At 67.2% G+C, this 17,675-nt stretch carries 10 protein-coding genes; 9 read left to right on the top strand and 1 reads right to left on the bottom strand.

Annotated features, from left to right (window positions below; translation table 11 throughout):
- The first annotated feature begins 135 nt into the window (after positions 1 to 135).
- The 6 genes from rplK to OG904_RS11300 all read left to right on the top strand — a co-directional run bounded on the left by rplK (position 136) and on the right by OG904_RS11300 (position 10,858).
- Entirely contained in the window at positions 136 to 570 is a 435-nt protein-coding gene (rplK, locus tag OG904_RS11325; protein ID WP_053682632.1) for a 50S ribosomal protein L11, read from the top strand.
- Positions 571 to 658: 88 nt separating this feature from the next.
- Positions 659 to 1,387, top strand: a complete 729-nt coding sequence (gene rplA, locus OG904_RS11320) for a 50S ribosomal protein L1 (RefSeq protein ID WP_328300306.1) — start codon at positions 659 to 661, stop codon at positions 1,385 to 1,387.
- A gap of 381 nt (positions 1,388 to 1,768) precedes the next feature.
- Entirely contained in the window at positions 1,769 to 2,299 is a 531-nt protein-coding gene (rplJ, locus tag OG904_RS11315) for a 50S ribosomal protein L10 (protein ID WP_405489885.1), read from the top strand.
- 110 nt (positions 2,300 to 2,409) lie between these two features.
- Positions 2,410 to 2,790, top strand: coding sequence for a 50S ribosomal protein L7/L12 (gene rplL, locus OG904_RS11310; RefSeq protein ID WP_405489883.1), 381 nt, complete (start codon positions 2,410 to 2,412; stop codon positions 2,788 to 2,790).
- 588 nt (positions 2,791 to 3,378) lie between these two features.
- Positions 3,379 to 6,861, top strand: coding sequence for a DNA-directed RNA polymerase subunit beta (gene rpoB / locus OG904_RS11305; protein ID WP_405489881.1), 3,483 nt, complete (start codon positions 3,379 to 3,381; stop codon positions 6,859 to 6,861).
- Between the two features lie 97 nt (positions 6,862 to 6,958).
- Positions 6,959 to 10,858, top strand: a complete 3,900-nt coding sequence (locus OG904_RS11300; protein WP_405489879.1) for a DNA-directed RNA polymerase subunit beta' — start codon at positions 6,959 to 6,961, stop codon at positions 10,856 to 10,858.
- A gap of 122 nt (positions 10,859 to 10,980) precedes the next feature.
- On the opposite strand, the gene OG904_RS11295 is transcribed toward OG904_RS11300, so the two are convergent.
- Positions 10,981 to 13,482, bottom strand: a complete 2,502-nt coding sequence (locus tag OG904_RS11295) for a YfhO family protein (RefSeq protein ID WP_405497942.1) — start codon at positions 13,480 to 13,482, stop codon at positions 10,981 to 10,983.
- A 1,107-nt stretch (positions 13,483 to 14,589) separates the two neighbouring features.
- Here OG904_RS11295 and rpsL point away from each other — a divergent pair.
- Genes rpsL through fusA form a run of 3 tightly spaced genes read left to right on the top strand, consistent with a single transcriptional unit; the run spans position 14,590 to position 17,604 of the window.
- Positions 14,590 to 14,961, top strand: coding sequence for a 30S ribosomal protein S12 (gene rpsL / locus OG904_RS11290; RefSeq protein WP_007265893.1), 372 nt, complete (start codon positions 14,590 to 14,592; stop codon positions 14,959 to 14,961).
- Positions 14,962 to 14,964: 3 nt separating this feature from the next.
- Positions 14,965 to 15,435 carry a 30S ribosomal protein S7 gene (gene rpsG, locus OG904_RS11285; protein WP_215023410.1) on the top strand — a complete coding sequence of 157 codons (471 nt, stop codon included), beginning with the start codon at positions 14,965 to 14,967 and terminating at the stop codon, positions 15,433 to 15,435.
- Positions 15,436 to 15,474: 39 nt separating this feature from the next.
- Complete coding sequence (gene fusA, locus OG904_RS11280) at positions 15,475 to 17,604, top strand: elongation factor G (protein WP_405489876.1); 2,130 nt, start codon at positions 15,475 to 15,477, stop codon at positions 17,602 to 17,604.
- Positions 17,605 to 17,675 lie beyond the last annotated feature (71 nt).

Below are 17,675 nucleotides of genomic sequence, written 5' to 3'. Positions count from 1 at the left end.
AGATTGCCCCCTTGCGGGCGGTCTGACCTGCTCGGTTTTCAGCCCCGCGCCGATACCCGTTATCGTAGTGCGGTATGCCTCCATCCGGATGACCGGATTGGCGGCGAAAACTCTCACTAGGACCCGGAGAGAGCAATGCCTCCCAAGAAGAAGAAGATCACGGGGCTTATCAAGCTCCAGATCAAGGCCGGTGCGGCCAACCCGGCTCCGCCGGTCGGCCCCGCGCTCGGTCAGCACGGCGTCAACATCATGGAGTTCTGCAAGGCCTACAACGCCGCGACCGAGTCGCAGCGTGGCATGGTCGTGCCGGTGGAGATCACGGTCTACGACGACCGCTCCTTCACCTTCATCACCAAGACTCCGCCGGCCGCGCGCCTCATCCTGAAGAGCGCGGGCGTGGAGAAGGGCTCCGGCGAGCCGCACAAGACCAAGGTCGCGAAGCTTACGCGTGACCAGGTCCGCGAGATCGCCACGCTGAAGATGCCTGACCTGAACGCCAACGACATCGACGCGGCCGAGAAGATCATCGCCGGCACCGCGCGTTCGATGGGCATCACGGTCGAAGGCTGATCCAGCCACCCCCCAGCACCACAGTGGTAGGGCCAAGCGCTGGTCCGCACCACGACTCCACGCCTGAAGTCACAACACAGGAGCAGAAGTGAAGCGCAGCAAGACTCTCCGCGCTGCGGACGCCAAGATCGACCGGGAGAAGCAGTACGCCCCGCTCGAGGCCGTCCGTCTCGCCAAGGAGACCTCCGCGACCAAGTTCGACAGCACCGTCGAGGTCGCCTTCCGCCTGGGTGTAGACCCGCGCAAGGCCGACCAGATGGTCCGCGGCACCGTGAACCTCCCGCACGGCACCGGCAAGACCGCCCGGGTCCTGGTCTTCGCGACCGGTGACCGTGCTGCGGCCGCGGAAGCCGCCGGCGCCGACATTGTCGGCGACGACGAGCTCATCAACGAGATCGCCAAGGGCAACCGCCTCAACGAGTTCGACGCCGTTGTGGCCACCCCGGACCTCATGGGCAAGGTCGGCCGCCTCGGCCGCGTGCTCGGTCCCCGTGGCCTGATGCCGAACCCGAAGACCGGCACCGTCACGATGGACGTCGCGAAGGCTGTCACCGAGATCAAGGGTGGCAAGATCGAGTTCCGCGTCGACAAGCACTCGAACCTGCACTTCATCATCGGCAAGGTCTCCTTCTCCGATGAGCAGCTGGTCGAGAACTACGGCGCGGCCCTGGACGAGATCCTTCGTCTGAAGCCGTCCGCCGCGAAGGGCCGCTACATCAAGAAGGCCGCCCTCAGCACCACCATGGGCCCCGGCATCGCGCTGGACTCCAACCGCACCCGGAACCTCCTCGTCGAGGAAGACCCGGCTGCTGTCTGATCAGCACGGGGCCTCCGGGCCCTGAGCCCCACGGCTCGCTGAAACGGCCTAAACGGGCCCCTCGCACCCCTTCACGGGTGCGGGGGGCCCGTTTCCGTACCCGGGGCCGTGGGGGCCGCAAACCCCCATCCGTGGGCGATTTGCTCGGCGAGGCACCCTTCACGTACTCTCGTCGAGAAGCCAAAGACCGCTGGTCGTTGCCGTGCCTGCAAGGGTGCGGTGGCCGAAGGATCCGCTGAGTGCGGACGTCCTGCGCAGGTGACCTTGGAAAGTTCCCGGGATTCGTTCCGGTAGAGCTACGCCCTGGCGCCTGCGCCGGGGCGTTTCGTATTTATGCCCCTTCTGAGCGGTCCTCATCACCCGGAAGGAGGCCGACGCACTATGCCGACGCCCAACAAGGCTGCCGCGGTAGCCGAGCTCACGGACCAGTTCCGCGACTCGAACGCCGCCGTGCTGACCGAGTACCGGGGTCTCACCGTCGCGCAGCTCAAGACGCTGCGTCGCTCTCTCGGTGAGAACGCCCAGTACGCCGTGGTGAAGAACACGCTGACCAAGATTGCGGCCAACCAGGCCGGGATCACCGCGCTGGACGAGCACTTCGCTGGTCCCACCGCGGTCGCCTTCATCACCGGTGACCCGGTGGAGTCGGCGAAGAGCCTGCGTGACTTCGCCAAGGAAAACCCCAACCTGATCATCAAGGCGGGTGTCCTTGATGGTAAGGCGCTCACCGCCGATGACATCAAGAAGCTTGCGGACCTCGAGTCCCGCGAGGTTCTGCTCAGCAAGCTGGCCGGCGCGTTCAAGGGCAAGCAGTCTCAGGCTGCCTCGCTCTTCCAGGCGCTGCCGTCGAAGTTCGTCCGCACTGCGGAAGCGCTTCGCGTCAGGCTCGCCGAGCAGGGCGGTGCCGAGTAATTCGGCTCGCGCACTGATCCACGCCGCCTAGTGCGTGGGTCAAAGCGGGCCGTTACGCCCGCCTCTATATACATCCGGCACCTGCCGATTTAGTGGAAGGATCGCCCATCATGGCGAAGCTCACCCAGGACGAACTTCTTGCTCAGTTCGAGACGCTCACCCTCATCGAGCTCTCCGAGTTCGTGAAGGCGTTCGAGGAGAAGTTCGACGTCACCGCCGCCGCGGCCGTCGCCGTTGCCGGTCCGGCCGGCCCGGCCGCCGTTGACGCCGTCGAGGAGCAGGACGAGTTCGACGTCATCCTCACCGGTGCCGGCGAGAAGAAGATCCAGGTCATCAAGGTCGTGCGCGAGCTGACCTCCCTCGGCCTGAAGGAGGCCAAGGACCTCGTCGACGGCGCTCCGAAGCCGGTCCTCGAGAAGGTCGCCAAGGAGGCCGCTGAGAAGGCCGCCGAAACCCTCAAGGCCGCTGGCGCGAGCGTCGAGGTCAAGTAACACCTCTGAGGCCTCTCTGAGGCCTCAACCAAGGGCGATCACCCGTAAGGGTGGTCGCCCTTTGGCGTACCCGGAGTGCCTGATTTGCCCCCGTCTCGTTGGGGAGTAGGGTGATCTTCGTTGCTCCGCGGCAGGGTCCTGGGATGATCCGCTCGGAGCAGGGGGCCTTGACGAACGGGACGCGGCGCGCAATTCTCAGATCCGTCGTGAGATCGGCACGCTCGATCCGGGATCCGAGGCATGGATCGGGTTCGTATCGGGCATGGATCGACTACGAAGAGGGCAGTACTGTTACGCGCTCTGTATGCGAGAGCCGAAGCGTTGGACGCAGTTGAAACGACATGGGGAAGGCCTGTTGCCGGTTTCCGGAAACCTGGTCTGGACATCAGTGAGCCAAGTGGCTACACTGACCCTTTGCGCTGCCTGTTAGCTGCCCCCTGCCCGTCGCCAGGGGCATGCCCACGCATGAGCACACTTGATTGAACGGCCCTGAGCTGGTCCTTTTGACCAGATGGGGGGCGCTTGTCTTCTGTGTCAGCTGGGACCGGTACGCGCGTAGTGAGTCCGAGCCCTCGGAAGGACCCCCTCTTGGCCGCCTCGCGCAACGCCTCGACCAATACGAACAACGGTGCCAGCACCGCCCCGCTGCGCATCTCCTTTGCAAAGATCAAGGAGCCCCTCGAGGTTCCGAACCTCCTGGCGCTGCAGACCGAGAGCTTTGACTGGCTGCTCGGCAACGCCGCCTGGAAGTCTCGCGTCGAGTCGGCGCTTGAGAGCGGACAGGACGTTCCCACCAAGTCCGGTCTGGAAGAGATCTTCGAGGAGATCTCGCCGATCGAGGACTTCTCCGGGTCGATGTCGCTGACGTTCCGCGACCACCGTTTCGAGCCGGCGAAGAACTCGGTCGACGAGTGCAAGGACCGCGACTTCACGTACGCGGCACCGCTTTTCGTCACCGCCGAGTTCACGAACAACGAGACCGGAGAGATCAAGTCTCAGACGGTCTTCATGGGCGATTTCCCGCTCATGACCAACAAGGGCACCTTCGTCATCAACGGCACCGAGCGTGTCGTCGTGTCGCAGCTCGTCCGTTCCCCCGGTGTCTACTTCGACTCCTCCATCGACAAGACGTCCGACAAGGACATCTTCGCGGCCAAGATCATCCCTTCCCGGGGTGCCTGGCTCGAGATGGAGATCGACAAGCGTGACATGGTCGGTGTTCGCATCGACCGCAAGCGCAAGCAGTCCGTCACCGTCCTCCTGAAGGCTCTCGGCTGGACCACCGAGCAGATCCTCGAGGAGTTCGGCGAGTACGAGTCCATGCGCGCCACCCTGGAGAAGGACCACACCCAGGGCCAGGACGACGCGCTGCTCGACATCTACCGCAAGCTGCGTCCCGGCGAACCGCCGACCCGCGAGGCCGCTCAGACGCTGCTCGAGAACCTCTACTTCAACCCGAAGCGCTACGACCTCGCGAAGGTCGGCCGCTACAAGGTGAACAAGAAGCTCGGCGCCGATGAGCCGCTGGACGCCGGCGTGCTCACCACCGACGACGTCATCGCGACCATCAAGTACCTGGTCAAGCTGCACGCCGGTGAGACCGAGACCGTCGGTGAGTCGGGTCGTTCGATCGTCGTCGAGACCGACGACATCGACCACTTCGGCAACCGTCGTCTGCGCAACGTCGGCGAGCTCATCCAGAACCAGGTCCGCACGGGTCTGGCTCGTATGGAGCGCGTCGTCCGCGAGCGGATGACGACCCAGGACGTCGAGGCGATCACGCCGCAGACCCTGATCAACATCCGGCCGGTCGTCGCCTCCATCAAGGAGTTCTTCGGCACCAGCCAGCTGTCGCAGTTCATGGACCAGAACAACCCGCTGTCGGGTCTCACCCACAAGCGCCGTCTGTCGGCGCTTGGCCCGGGTGGTCTGTCCCGTGAGCGGGCCGGCTTCGAGGTCCGAGACGTTCACCCGTCGCACTACGGCCGCATGTGCCCGATCGAGACCCCTGAAGGCCCGAACATCGGTCTGATCGGCTCGCTCGCGTCCTACGGCCGTGTCAACGCGTTCGGTTTCGTCGAGACCCCGTACCGCAAGGTCATCGAGGGTGTCGTCACCGACGACGTCGACTACCTGACGGCCGACGAGGAAGACCGCTTCGTCATCGCCCAGGCCAACGCCGGCCTGAACGACGAGATGCGCTTCACCGAGAACCGCGTGCTGGTTCGCCGTCGTGGTGGCGAGATCGACTACATCGCCGGCGACGACGTCGACTACATGGACGTCTCCCCGCGCCAGATGGTGTCCGTCGCGACCGCGATGATCCCCTTCCTCGAGCACGACGACGCCAACCGCGCCCTCATGGGCGCGAACATGATGCGCCAGGCCGTTCCGCTCATCAAGGCGGAGGCGCCGCTCGTCGGCACCGGCATGGAGTACCGCTGTGCGGTCGACGCCGGTGACTCGATCAAGGCGGAGAAGGACGGTGTCGTCCAGGAGGTCTCGGCCGACTACATCACCGTCGCCAACGACGACGGCACGTACACCACGTACCGCGTCGCCAAGTTCTCCCGCTCGAACCAGGGCACCTCGGTCAACCAGAAGGTCATCGTCAACGAGGGTGACCGCATCATCGAGGCGCAGGTCCTCGCCGACGGTCCTGCGACCGAAGAGGGCGAAATGGCCCTCGGCAAGAACCTGCTCGTCGCGTTCATGCCCTGGGAAGGTCACAACTACGAGGACGCGATCATCCTGTCGCAGCGCCTCGTACAGGACGACGTCCTCTCCTCGATCCACATCGAGGAGCACGAGGTCGATGCCCGTGACACCAAGCTGGGCCCCGAGGAGATCACCCGGGACATCCCGAACGTCTCCGAGGAGGTCCTCGCGGACCTCGACGAGCGCGGCATCATCCGCATCGGTGCGGACGTGGTCGCGGGCGACATCCTGGTCGGAAAGGTCACGCCCAAGGGCGAGACCGAGCTGACCCCGGAAGAGCGTCTGCTCCGCGCGATCTTCGGTGAGAAGGCCCGCGAGGTGCGTGACACCTCGCTCAAGGTTCCTCACGGTGAGATCGGCAAGGTCATCGGCGTCCGCGTCTTCGACCGCGAAGAGGGCGACGAGCTTCCCCCGGGCGTGAACCAGCTGGTCCGCGTCTACGTGGCCCAGAAGCGCAAGATCACCGACGGTGACAAGCTCGCCGGCCGCCACGGCAACAAGGGTGTCATCTCCAAGATCCTTCCGATCGAGGACATGCCCTTCCTTGAGGACGGCACGCCGGTCGACATCATCCTCAACCCCCTGGGTGTCCCGTCCCGAATGAACCCGGGACAGGTCCTGGAGATCCACCTCGGCTGGCTCGCCAGCCGCGGCTGGGACGTCTCCGGTGTCGCCGAGGAGTGGGCCGAGCGACTGAAGGTCATCGGCGCCGACCGCGTCGAGCCCGGTACCAACGTCGCCACCCCGGTGTTCGACGGTGCCCGCGAGGACGAGATCTCCGGCCTCTTCGAGCACACCATCCCGAACCGCGACGGGGACCGCCTGGTCCTCCCGACCGGTAAGGCGCACCTGTTCGACGGCCGCTCCGGCGAGCCGTTCCCGGAGCCGGTCTCGATCGGCTACATGTACATCCTCAAGCTCCACCACCTGGTCGACGACAAGCTCCACGCCCGGTCGACCGGTCCGTACTCGATGATCACGCAGCAGCCGCTGGGTGGTAAGGCACAGTTCGGTGGCCAGCGCTTCGGTGAGATGGAGGTGTGGGCGCTCGAGGCTTATGGCGCCGCTTACGCCCTCCAGGAGCTGCTGACCATCAAGTCCGATGACGTCACCGGCCGCGTGAAGGTCTACGAGGCCATCGTCAAGGGCGAGAACATCCCCGAGCCGGGCATTCCCGAGTCCTTCAAGGTGCTCATCAAGGAAATGCAGTCGCTCTGCCTCAACGTGGAGGTGCTGTCCTCGGACGGCATGTCCATCGAGATGCGCGACACCGACGAGGACGTCTTCCGCGCGGCGGAGGAGCTCGGTATCGACCTGTCCCGGCGTGAGCCGAGCAGCGTCGAAGAGGTCTGACGGGCCTGACGGGGGGCTCGCTCAAGAGCCCCCCGTCATCCCCGGGACCGTTCAGACCATGATTGAGACTCGACCCCGAAAGAGGGATTGACGCACAGTGCTCGACGTCAACTTCTTCGACGAGCTGCGGATCGGCCTTGCCACCGCGGACGACATCCGAACCTGGTCCCACGGCGAGGTCAAGAAGCCGGAGACCATCAACTACCGCACGCTCAAGCCCGAGAAGGACGGACTCTTCTGCGAGAAGATCTTCGGTCCGACCCGGGACTGGGAGTGCTACTGCGGCAAGTACAAGCGTGTCCGCTTCAAGGGCATCATCTGTGAGCGCTGTGGCGTCGAAGTCACGCGCGCCAAGGTGCGCCGTGAGCGGATGGGCCACATCGAGCTTGCCGCTCCCGTCACCCACATCTGGTACTTCAAGGGCGTCCCGTCGCGCCTGGGCTACCTGCTGGACCTCGCGCCGAAGGACCTCGAGAAGGTCATCTACTTCGCCGCGTACATGATCACGTTCGTGGACGACGAGCGCCGCACCCGCGACCTCCCGTCCCTGGAGGCGCACGTCTCCATCGAGCGCCAGCAGATCGAGAACCGCCGCGACGCGGACCTCGAAGGCCGTGCCAAGAAGCTCGAGACCGACCTGGCCGAGCTCGAGGCCGAGGGCGCGAAGGCCGACGTACGCCGCAAGGTGCGCGAAGGTGCCGAGCGCGAGATGAAGCAGCTCCGTGACCGCGCCCAGCGCGAGATCGACCGCCTCGACGAGGTGTGGGCCCGCTTCAAGAACCTCAAGGTCCAGGACCTCGAGGGCGACGAGCTGCTCTACCGCGAGCTGCGCGACCGCTTCGGTACGTACTTCGACGGCTGCATGGGCGCCGCGGCGCTGCAGAAGCGTCTGGAGTCCTTCGACCTCGACGAGGAGGCCGAGCGCCTCCGCGAGATCATCCGTACCGGCAAGGGCCAGAAGAAGACCCGTGCGCTCAAGCGCCTCAAGGTCGTCTCCGCGTTCCTGCAGACCAGCAACAAGCCCAAGGGCATGGTTCTGGACTGCGTGCCGGTGATCCCGCCGGACCTGCGTCCGATGGTGCAGCTGGACGGTGGCCGCTTCGCGACCTCCGACCTGAACGACCTGTACCGCCGCGTGATCAACCGCAACAACCGCCTGAAGCGCCTCCTCGACCTCGGTGCCCCCGAGATCATCGTGAACAACGAGAAGCGCATGCTTCAGGAGGCCGTCGACGCCCTCTTCGACAACGGTCGTCGTGGTCGTCCGGTGACCGGTCCCGGCAACCGTCCGCTGAAGTCCCTGAGCGACATGCTCAAGGGCAAGCAGGGTCGATTCCGTCAGAACCTCCTCGGCAAGCGCGTGGACTACTCCGCGCGTTCCGTGATCGTCGTCGGTCCGCAGCTGAAGCTGCACCAGTGCGGTCTGCCGAAGGCCATGGCGCTGGAGCTCTTCAAGCCGTTCGTGATGAAGCGCCTGGTGGACCTGAACCACGCGCAGAACATCAAGTCGGCGAAGCGCATGGTCGAGCGCGGCCGCACGGTCGTCTACGACGTGCTCGAAGAGGTCATCGCCGAGCACCCGGTCCTCCTGAACCGTGCGCCCACGCTGCACCGCCTCGGCATCCAGGCCTTCGAGCCCCAGCTGGTCGAAGGCAAGGCCATCCAGATCCACCCGCTCGTCTGCACCGCGTTCAACGCGGACTTCGACGGTGACCAGATGGCCGTGCACCTGCCGCTTTCGGCAGAGGCGCAGGCCGAGGCCCGCATCCTGATGCTGTCCTCGAACAACATCCTGAAGCCGGCCGACGGTCGTCCCGTCACCATGCCGACCCAGGACATGGTGCTGGGTCTGTTCTTCCTCACCACCGACGGCGAGCTCCGTGACGTCAAGGGCGAGGGCCGCGCGTTCGGCTCCACGGCCGAGGCGACCATGGCGTTCGACAACGGTGAGCTGGCGCTCCAGTCGGCCGTCGACATCCGCTTCCCGGTGGGCACCATCCCGCCGCGCGGCTGGGTGGCCCCGGTCGCCGAAGAGGGCGAGCAGGAGTTCCAGCCGGGCGACCAGTTCCGTCTGCGCACCACCCTGGGCCGCGCGCTCTTCAACGAGCTGCTGCCCGAGGACTACCCGTTCGTCGACTACTCGGTGGGCAAGAAGCAGCTCTCCGAGATCGTCAACGACCTGGCGGAGCGCTACCCCAAGGTCATCGTGGCGGCGACGCTCGACAACCTGAAGGCGGCCGGCTTCCACTGGGCGACCCGTTCGGGCGTCACCGTGGCCATCTCCGACGTCGTCGTGCCCGAGGCCAAGAAGGCCATCGTCGCGGGTTACGAGGCCAAGGACGAGAAGGTCCAGAAGCAGTACGAGCGCGGTCTGATCACCAAGGAAGAGCGCACTCAGGAGCTCATCCAGATCTGGACCACGGCGACCAACGAGGTTGCCGAGGCGATGAACGCGAACTTCCCCAAGACGAACCCCATCTTCATGATGGTTGACTCGGGTGCCCGAGGAAACATGATGCAGATGCGACAGATCGCCGGTATGCGTGGTCTGGTGTCGAACGCGAAGAACGAGACCATCCCGCGTCCGATCAAGGCGTCCTTCCGTGAGGGCCTCACCGTTCTGGAGTACTTCATCTCCACGCACGGTGCCCGTAAGGGTCTGGCGGACACCGCCCTGCGTACCGCCGACTCGGGTTACCTCACCCGTCGTCTGGTGGACGTCTCGCAGGACGTCATCATCCGCGAGGAAGACTGCGGCACCGAGCGCGGCCTGAAGCTGAAGATCGCCGTTCGCGGCGAGGACGGCGTGCTGCGCAAGGCCGACGACGTCGAGACCTCGATCTACGCCCGCATGCTGGCCGAGGACGTCGTCATCGACGGCAAGGTCATCGCGCCGGCCAACGTCGACCTCGGTGACGTGCTCATCGACGCCCTGGTCGCCAACGGCGTCGAGGAGGTCAAGACCCGCTCGGTCCTGACCTGTGAGTCCGCGGTCGGCACCTGTGCCTTCTGCTACGGACGCTCGCTCGCCACCGGCAAGCTGGTCGACATCGGTGAGGCGGTCGGCATCATCGCCGCCCAGTCCATCGGTGAGCCCGGTACCCAGCTGACGATGCGTACCTTCCACACCGGTGGTGTGGCCGGTGACGACATCACGCAGGGTCTGCCGCGTGTCGTCGAGCTCTTCGAGGCCCGCACCCCGAAGGGTGTCGCCCCGATCTCCGAGGCCGCCGGCCGCGTGCGGATCGAGGAGACCGAGAAGACGAAGAAGATCGTCATCGTCCCGGACGACGGCAGCGAGGAGACGGCCTTCCCGATCTCCAAGCGCGCCAAGGTCATCGTGGGCGAGGGCGACCACGTCGAGGTCGGCCAGAAGCTGACCATGGGTGCCACCAACCCGCACGACGTGCTGCGCATCCTCGGCCAGCGTGCGGTCCAGGTCCACCTGGTCGGCGAAGTCCAGAAGGTCTACAACTCGCAGGGCGTGTCGATCCACGACAAGCACATCGAGATCATCATCCGGCAGATGCTCCGCCGCGTGACGATCATCGAGTCCGGCGACGCGGAGCTCCTGCCGGGCGAGCTCGTCGAGCGGTCGAAGTTCGAGACCGAGAACCGTCGTGTGGTCACCGAGGGCGGTCACCCCGCCTCCGGCCGTCCGCAGCTGATGGGTATCACCAAGGCCTCGCTCGCCACCGAGTCGTGGCTGTCGGCGGCGTCCTTCCAGGAGACGACCAGGGTTCTGACGGACGCGGCGATCAACGCCAAGTCCGACTCCCTGATCGGCCTCAAGGAGAACGTCATCATCGGTAAGCTCATCCCGGCCGGTACGGGCCTCGCCCGCTACCGCAACATCCGGGTCGAGCCGACCGAGGAAGCCAAGGCCGCGATGTACTCGGCCGTCGGCTACGACGACATCGACTACTCGCCCTTCGGCACCGGCTCCGGCCAGGCTGTCCCGCTGGAGGACTACGACTACGGCCCGTACAACGGCTGAGTCCCATAGGTACGAAGAAGCCCCCCGCAGCTCCGAGAGGAGCGGCGGGGGGCTTCCTCGTGTCCGGGGGCCGGTTCCCCGGCCGGCCGGGGAACCGGCCCCCGGGACCGGACCCGCCGGGATCAGACCCGGTCCCGCCGGCGGCGGCGCAGGCCTGTGGCCGCCGCCGAGGCCAGGGCCAGGAGGGACAGGGTGGCGGCGGCCAGGCCCGGGGTGAGGCCCTTCGGGGTGAAGGTGCAGGAGACCCGGTCGGTGCCGGGGGGGAGGGGGAGCGAGACCAGGCCGTGGAACGGGGTGGGGGTGGTGGTCCTGCCGTTCGCGGTGCACTGCCAGCCGGGGACGGCGGTCATCGCGAAGACGGCGGTGCCGGTGGAGCCCTTCGGGAGGGTGGCCTCGATGGAGTGGCCGCCCGGGGTGACCCGGGTGGCGCCCGTGTCGGTGAGGCGGGCGACCGCCCCGGCGAGCCCGGCCCGGTCCAGGCAGCCGACGGGGTGTTCCCCGGCGGTGGCGTTCTGGGTACGGGTGCGCACGGTGACGTCGATGCGGCCCGACGCCGGGACCTCGCCGAGGCGTACGACGCCGGTCATCCGGTCCTCCAGGGGCTTCTCGGCGCCGCCGGAGACGAGGGTGCCGTAGAGCTCGGGGGAGTACCAGAAGGCCTCGGAGCCGGGGGTGCAGCGGGCGGCGTAGGTCTGCTCGGTGGCCGTGCCGCCGCGGGTGACGGGCGGGACCCCGTAGACGGTGGCGCCGAGGACGTCCTCCTGGTGGGCGTAGACGCTGCCCGCGGGGTTGGGGGAGGTGTACGGGGCGCTGCGGACGGTGACCAGGGGCGGGGCGGGGAACTTCCGGGCCGTCCAGCTGTCCTTCTCGCGGCCCGGTTCGACCCGCGCACCGATCGAGAAGATCGCGTCCAGGACGGGGTTGTCGACGCCGAAGAAGGTCCGGCCGTCGTTCTTGTAGCCGTAGCCGAGGGGCTCGAGGGCCTTGTACGTGACCTCGGGCAGGTAGCTGCTGTAGTACTGCGGGCCCTGCGCCCGGAGCGCGAGGGCGTCGTTGTACGAGGTCTGCGGCGCGCCCGAGTCGGTCCGGTACGCCGGCCAGCCGTCCACGGACCGCACGGCGTCGAAGTGCTGGGTGATCGACCGGCTGGAGGTGGCCGCCGGCTTGGCCCAGCGCTCGCGCGAGCGGCGGGCGTCGGCGTTGGCGGCGGCGGCCGTCGACTCGGCGAGGACCACGCCGACCATGAGGACCGCGGCCACGGGGACCAGTACGCGGCGCTTCTCGCCCAGCGCCAGCAGGACCAGGGCCAGCAGGGAGACCGCGCCGCCGCCGAGGACCGCGGGCCAGGTCGCGCCGCCGAAGTCGTTGGTGTGGCGGAGCACGAAGGTGGCGGTGACCAGCAGGGCGGCGGTCAGGGCCAGGTGGAGCGGGCGCGGCCGGTTGGCCAGCGACAGCCAGGCGATCACCACGACCATCCCGCTGAAGACGAAGGCCTCGCGGTAGGGGTTGCCGTTGGGCACCGCCAGCCCGTGCCACACGTACTGGGTGGGCGGGAACTGGAAGGAGAGGACGACCAGGAGGGTCGCCGCCGCCCACACCAGACGGGTCCTGCGGGCGATCGCCGTGTTCAGGAGGAAGGACCCGGCCAGGATCAGGCCGAGCGAGGCCACGTACAGCCGGGGACGGCCGCCCCACAGGTAGGTGCCGGGCAGCATGCCCGTCAGGAAGACCTCGATCCGCACCGGATCGAAGGCGGCCGCCTTGGTGGGCTGCGCGGCCCCGCTGGAGAGGAACGAGGGCAGGAGCAGCGGGAGGGTGAGCAGGATGCCCGTCGCGGCGGCCGTGCCGGCCCGCCACACGGCGCGCAGCCGCTGCGCGCCGGTCCGGTCGAGGACGATCAGTCGGACCGCCAGCAGGACGCAGGCCGCCATCGTCGCCATCATCGCGGTGTAGAAGTTCCCGAACCAGGCGAGCGCCACCAGCAGCGCCACGCCGGGCCAGCGGCGCTGCTCCAGGCACCATTCGACGGCGATGCCGAGGAGCGGGAGCGCGACCAGGCCCCACATCCACATCGGGATGTACGAGGCGTCGCTGAGCGCCCAGCCGCACAGCCCGTACACGGCTCCGAGAACGCCCCGCTGCCACCAGGGGCCGGGGTGCAGCTTGCCGAGGTAGACGGTCATCAGGGCGGCCGCGGCGCCCATGGTGACCGGGGTGATCGCGAAGACCGCGAGGTCCACGTGCTGGCGGGGGACGAGGACGGCCAGCCAGGAGAAGGGGTTGCCGAGGTACGTGTAGTAGTCGGACAGGAACTGCTGGCCGAAGCCGCCGCCCCAGGTGAACAGGAGGTCGCCGGCGGCCTGTCCGTGCACCAGGTCCCACAGGGCGCGGTGGAAGGGCACGTACTGGTTGGCCTGGTCGTTGATGGCGCGGCCGGTGCTGCCGAAGGGGTAGGTGCCGCGGGCCACCCAGGAGGCGCAGAAGGCGCCGGAGGCGATGAGGAAGGCGAGGAGCGGGCCGCGGAGGCGGGCGGCGCGGGGGCGGGCGGCGCGGGGGCGGCGTGGTGGTGCGGGCTGGTTCCGGAGGGGCGGTGGGTTGTCCCGCTCGGTGGTCTCCTGGGCCACGGTCCCCAAGGCTCTGCTCCCCTGCTGTTCGACTTCGACGTGCGGCGGGTTGTGTCCGATTCGCCAGTCTAGGTCGGTGGAGGAGAGGTGCCGGGCGTGGCCGGGGGCCGACGGGGGTCCGCCGTGGAAGCCGGCTGCCCCGCGGCGGACGGCGCCAATGGGCTTCGGCGGGCGGGGATCTGCCGGGCCGTCATGGCGATCGCCGGGACCGGGGCCGGCGCGGTGACGCCCGCCGGTGGCCCGCGGGCCGCTCGGGGGAGTCAAGTCGGGTACCGCGGCCGGGGAGTTGACGGCCGGTCCGCTCGGCGCGCCGCACGGGGAGCGCCGGCGATCCGTCGCAGCACATCCGTACGGTCGCCAGGGCGCGGCGGGGTGCCGGCGGGGCGGGGCGTGGCGGGGCCGAGGACGCCGAGCCGGGAGCACAGCGTCTCCTCCGGCCCCGTCGGTGATGTCGCGGAGGGCGTCGGAGACGCGCAGCCGGACGGGGCGGCGCCGTGTCCGGGCGCGGACGGAGCGTGACGCCGCCGGGCGGCCGGCGCCTCGCGCCGTTCCCGGCGTACGAGGGGGCGGTAGAGAGCGGTAGAGGCGGGGGAGCGGTAGGGAGCGGTACGGAGGGGGGCGGCAGGCCGCCGGCCATCTCGTCAGCCGCTCCCCGGAGCCGGCCGGGTCCGGGGCCGACGCGCCCCCGGACCCGCCCGACGCGCCGGCCGCCGCCACGGGGGGCCGCCGAGGGCCGCCGCAAGGCGCCGCCGGGCGAGATACCGGCGCCCGCCACCCCTTAGCACACGCACACCACGTCCGCACATCGGAGGGACCTCGTACCGGTCTCGGCCGTGCGGCTACTGGCCTGCAGGTACTTCGGGTGGTGGGGGCAGGGGCTTTTGTTTTGACCGGAGTGGATGCGGTGGGTACGCTCAGACCTTGTGCCTGGGGTGTGCCTGGGCTCCTGTGCGTGTCCATCAACCGCACCTGAGCCGTATCAGCCACCGCGATTCATGCGTTTCCACGCTTGCGTGGAGGTCCGCCGGATCCGACACACCCGACCGCGTGGGTCGGCAAATGTTCCAGGTTAGCTTCACTACACGGCACACAGAAACCGGAGAAGTAGTGCCTACGATCCAGCAGCTGGTCCGTAAGGGCCGGCAGGACAAGGTCGAGAAGACAAAGACCCCCGCGCTTGAGGCTTCGCCCCAGCGTCGCGGCGTCTGCACGCGTGTGTTCACGACCACCCCGAAGAAGCCGAACTCGGCGCTGCGTAAGGTCGCGCGTGTGCGTCTGACCTCTGGCATCGAGGTCACCGCTTACATTCCGGGTGAGGGACACAACCTGCAGGAGCACTCGATCGTGCTCGTGCGTGGTGGCCGTGTGAAGGACCTGCCGGGTGTTCGTTACAAGATCATCCGCGGTGCGCTTGACACCCAGGCTGTCAAGAACCGCAAGCAGGCCCGCAGCCGCTACGGCGCCAAGAAGGAGAAGTAAAAAATGCCTCGTAAGGGCCCCGCCCCGAAGCGCCCGGTCATCATCGACCCGGTCTACGCATCTCCTCTGGTGACGTCGCTCATCAACAAGATCCTCCTGAACGGCAAGCGCTCCACCGCCGAGCGCATCGTTTACGGCGCCATGGAAGGCCTCCGCGAGAAGACCGGCAACGACCCGGTCATCACGCTGAAGCGCGCGCTGGAGAACGTCAAGCCGTCGCTCGAGGTCAAGTCCCGCCGTGTCGGTGGCGCCACCTACCAGGTGCCGATCGAGGTCAAGCCGGGTCGTCAGTCGACCCTCGCGCTGCGCTGGCTCGTGGGTTACTCCCGCGCCCGCCGCGAGAAGACCATGACCGAGCGCCTCATGAACGAGCTGCTCGACGCCTCCAACGGTCTTGGCGCTGCCGTCAAGAAGCGCGAGGACACGCACAAGATGGCCGAGTCCAACAAGGCCTTCGCGCACTACCGCTGGTAGTCCCAACCCACATCGAGACCGAGAGAAGACTGAGCCGATATGGCTACCACTTCGCTTGACCTGGCCAAGGTGCGCAACATCGGCATCATGGCTCACATCGACGCGGGCAAGACGACCACCACCGAGCGCATCCTGTTCTACACCGGTGTGTCTTACAAGATCGGTGAAGTCCACGACGGCGCTGCCACGATGGACTGGATGGAGCAGGAGCAGGAGCGCGGCATCACGATCACGTCTGCCGCGACGACCTGCCACTGGCCGCTCGAAGACGTCGACCACACCATCAACATCATCGACACCCCGGGTCACGTTGACTTCACGGTCGAGGTGGAGCGTTCGCTCCGCGTCCTCGACGGTGCCGTCACCGTGTTCGACGGTGTCGCCGGTGTGGAGCCGCAGTCCGAGACCGTTTGGCGTCAGGCCGACCGCTACGGCGTTCCGCGCATCTGCTTCGTCAACAAGCTGGACCGCACCGGCGCCGAGTTCCACCGCTGTGTCGACATGATCAAGGACCGCCTCGGTGCGGTTCCGATCGTCATGCAGCTCCCCATCGGTGCCGAGATGGACTTCCAGGGCGTTGTCGACCTGGTCACCATGAAGGCGTTCGTCTGGTCCGCCGAGGCGACCAAGGGCGAGATGTACGACATCGTCGACATCCCGGACACCCACAAGGAAGCCGCTGAAGAGTGGCACGCCAAGCTGGTCGAGACGGTCGCCGAGAACGACGACCAGATCATGGAGCTGTTCCTCGAGGGCGTCGAGCCCACCGTCGAGCAGCTGCACGCCGCTGTGCGTCGCATCATCATCGGTTCCAAGGGTGAGAGTGGCGCCACCGTCACCGCGGTGTTCTGTGGCACGGCGTTCAAGAACAAGGGCGTTCAGCCCCTGCTCGACGCCGTCGTCCGCTACCTCCCCTCGCCCCTGGACGTCGAGGCCATCGAAGGCCACGACGTCAAGGACGCCGAGGTCGTCGTGAAGCGCAAGCCTTCGGACGACGAGCCCCTCGCGGCGCTCGCGTTCAAGATCATGCGTGACCCGCACCTCGGCAAGCTCACCTTCGTCCGGGTTTACTCGGGCCGCCTGGAGGCCGGCACTGCGGTGCTGAACTCCGTCAAGGGCAAGAAGGAGCGCATCGGCAAGATCTACCGCATGCACGCCAACAAGCGTGAAGAGATCGAAGCGGTGGGCGCCGGTGACATCGTCGCCGTCATGGGCCTGAAGCAGACCACCACCGGTGAGACGCTGTGTGACGACAAGAACCCGGTCATCCTGGAGTCCATGGACTTCCCGGCCCCGGTCATTCAGGTCGCCATCGAGCCCAAGTCCAAGGGTGACCAGGAGAAGCTGGGTGTAGCCATCCAGTCTCTCGCGGAGGAGGACCCCTCCTTCCACGTTCACTCGGACGAAGAGACCGGCCAGACCATCCTCGGCGGTATGGGCGAGCTGCACCTCGAGGTGCTGGTCGACCGTATGAAGCGCGAGTTCAAGGTCGAGGCCAACGTCGGCAAGCCGCAGGTCGCTTACCGCGAGACGATCCGCCAGACGGTGGAGCGTCACGACTACACCCACAAGAAGCAGACCGGTGGTACCGGTCAGTTCGCCAAGGTGCAGATCGCGATCGAGCCGATCCTCGAGGCCGACGGTCCGGCGTACGAGTTCGTGAACAAGGTCACCGGTGGCCGCATCCCGAGGGAGTACATCCCCTCGGTCGACGCGGGTGCGCAGGAAGCCATGAAGTTCGGCATCCTCGCCGGCTACGAGATGACTGGCGTCCGCGTCATCCTTCTCGACGGTGGCTACCACGAGGTCGACTCCTCCGAGCTCGCCTTCAAGATCGCCGGTTCGCAGGCCTTCAAGGAGGCCGCGCGCAAGGCTTCTCCCGTGCTCCTCGAGCCGATGATGGCCGTCGAGGTCACCACGCCGGAGGAGTCCATGGGTGACGTCATCGGTGACATCAACTCCCGCCGTGGCCAGATCCAGGCCATGGAGGAGCGTCACGGTGCTCGCCTCGTGAAGGGCCTCGTGCCCCTCTCGGAGATGTTCGGCTACGTCGGAGACCTCCGCAGCAAGACCTCGGGTCGCGCCAGCTACTCGATGCAGTTCGACTCCTACGCCGAGGTTCCCCGGAACGTCGCTGAGGAGATCATCGCGAAGGCCAAGGGCGAGTAACTCTTCCGAGTACACGCTTTAGGCTTGTCACCGGAGCCTCTGGGGCAACAGGAGTATCCCTCTCGTTGCCC

The organism is Streptomyces sp. NBC_00096 (genome assembly GCF_045041305.1).
Taxonomy (GTDB): domain Bacteria; phylum Actinomycetota; class Actinomycetes; order Streptomycetales; family Streptomycetaceae; genus Streptomyces.
Note: the sequence above shows the minus strand (reverse complement) of the source record. Positions and strands in the feature narration are given on the sequence as shown.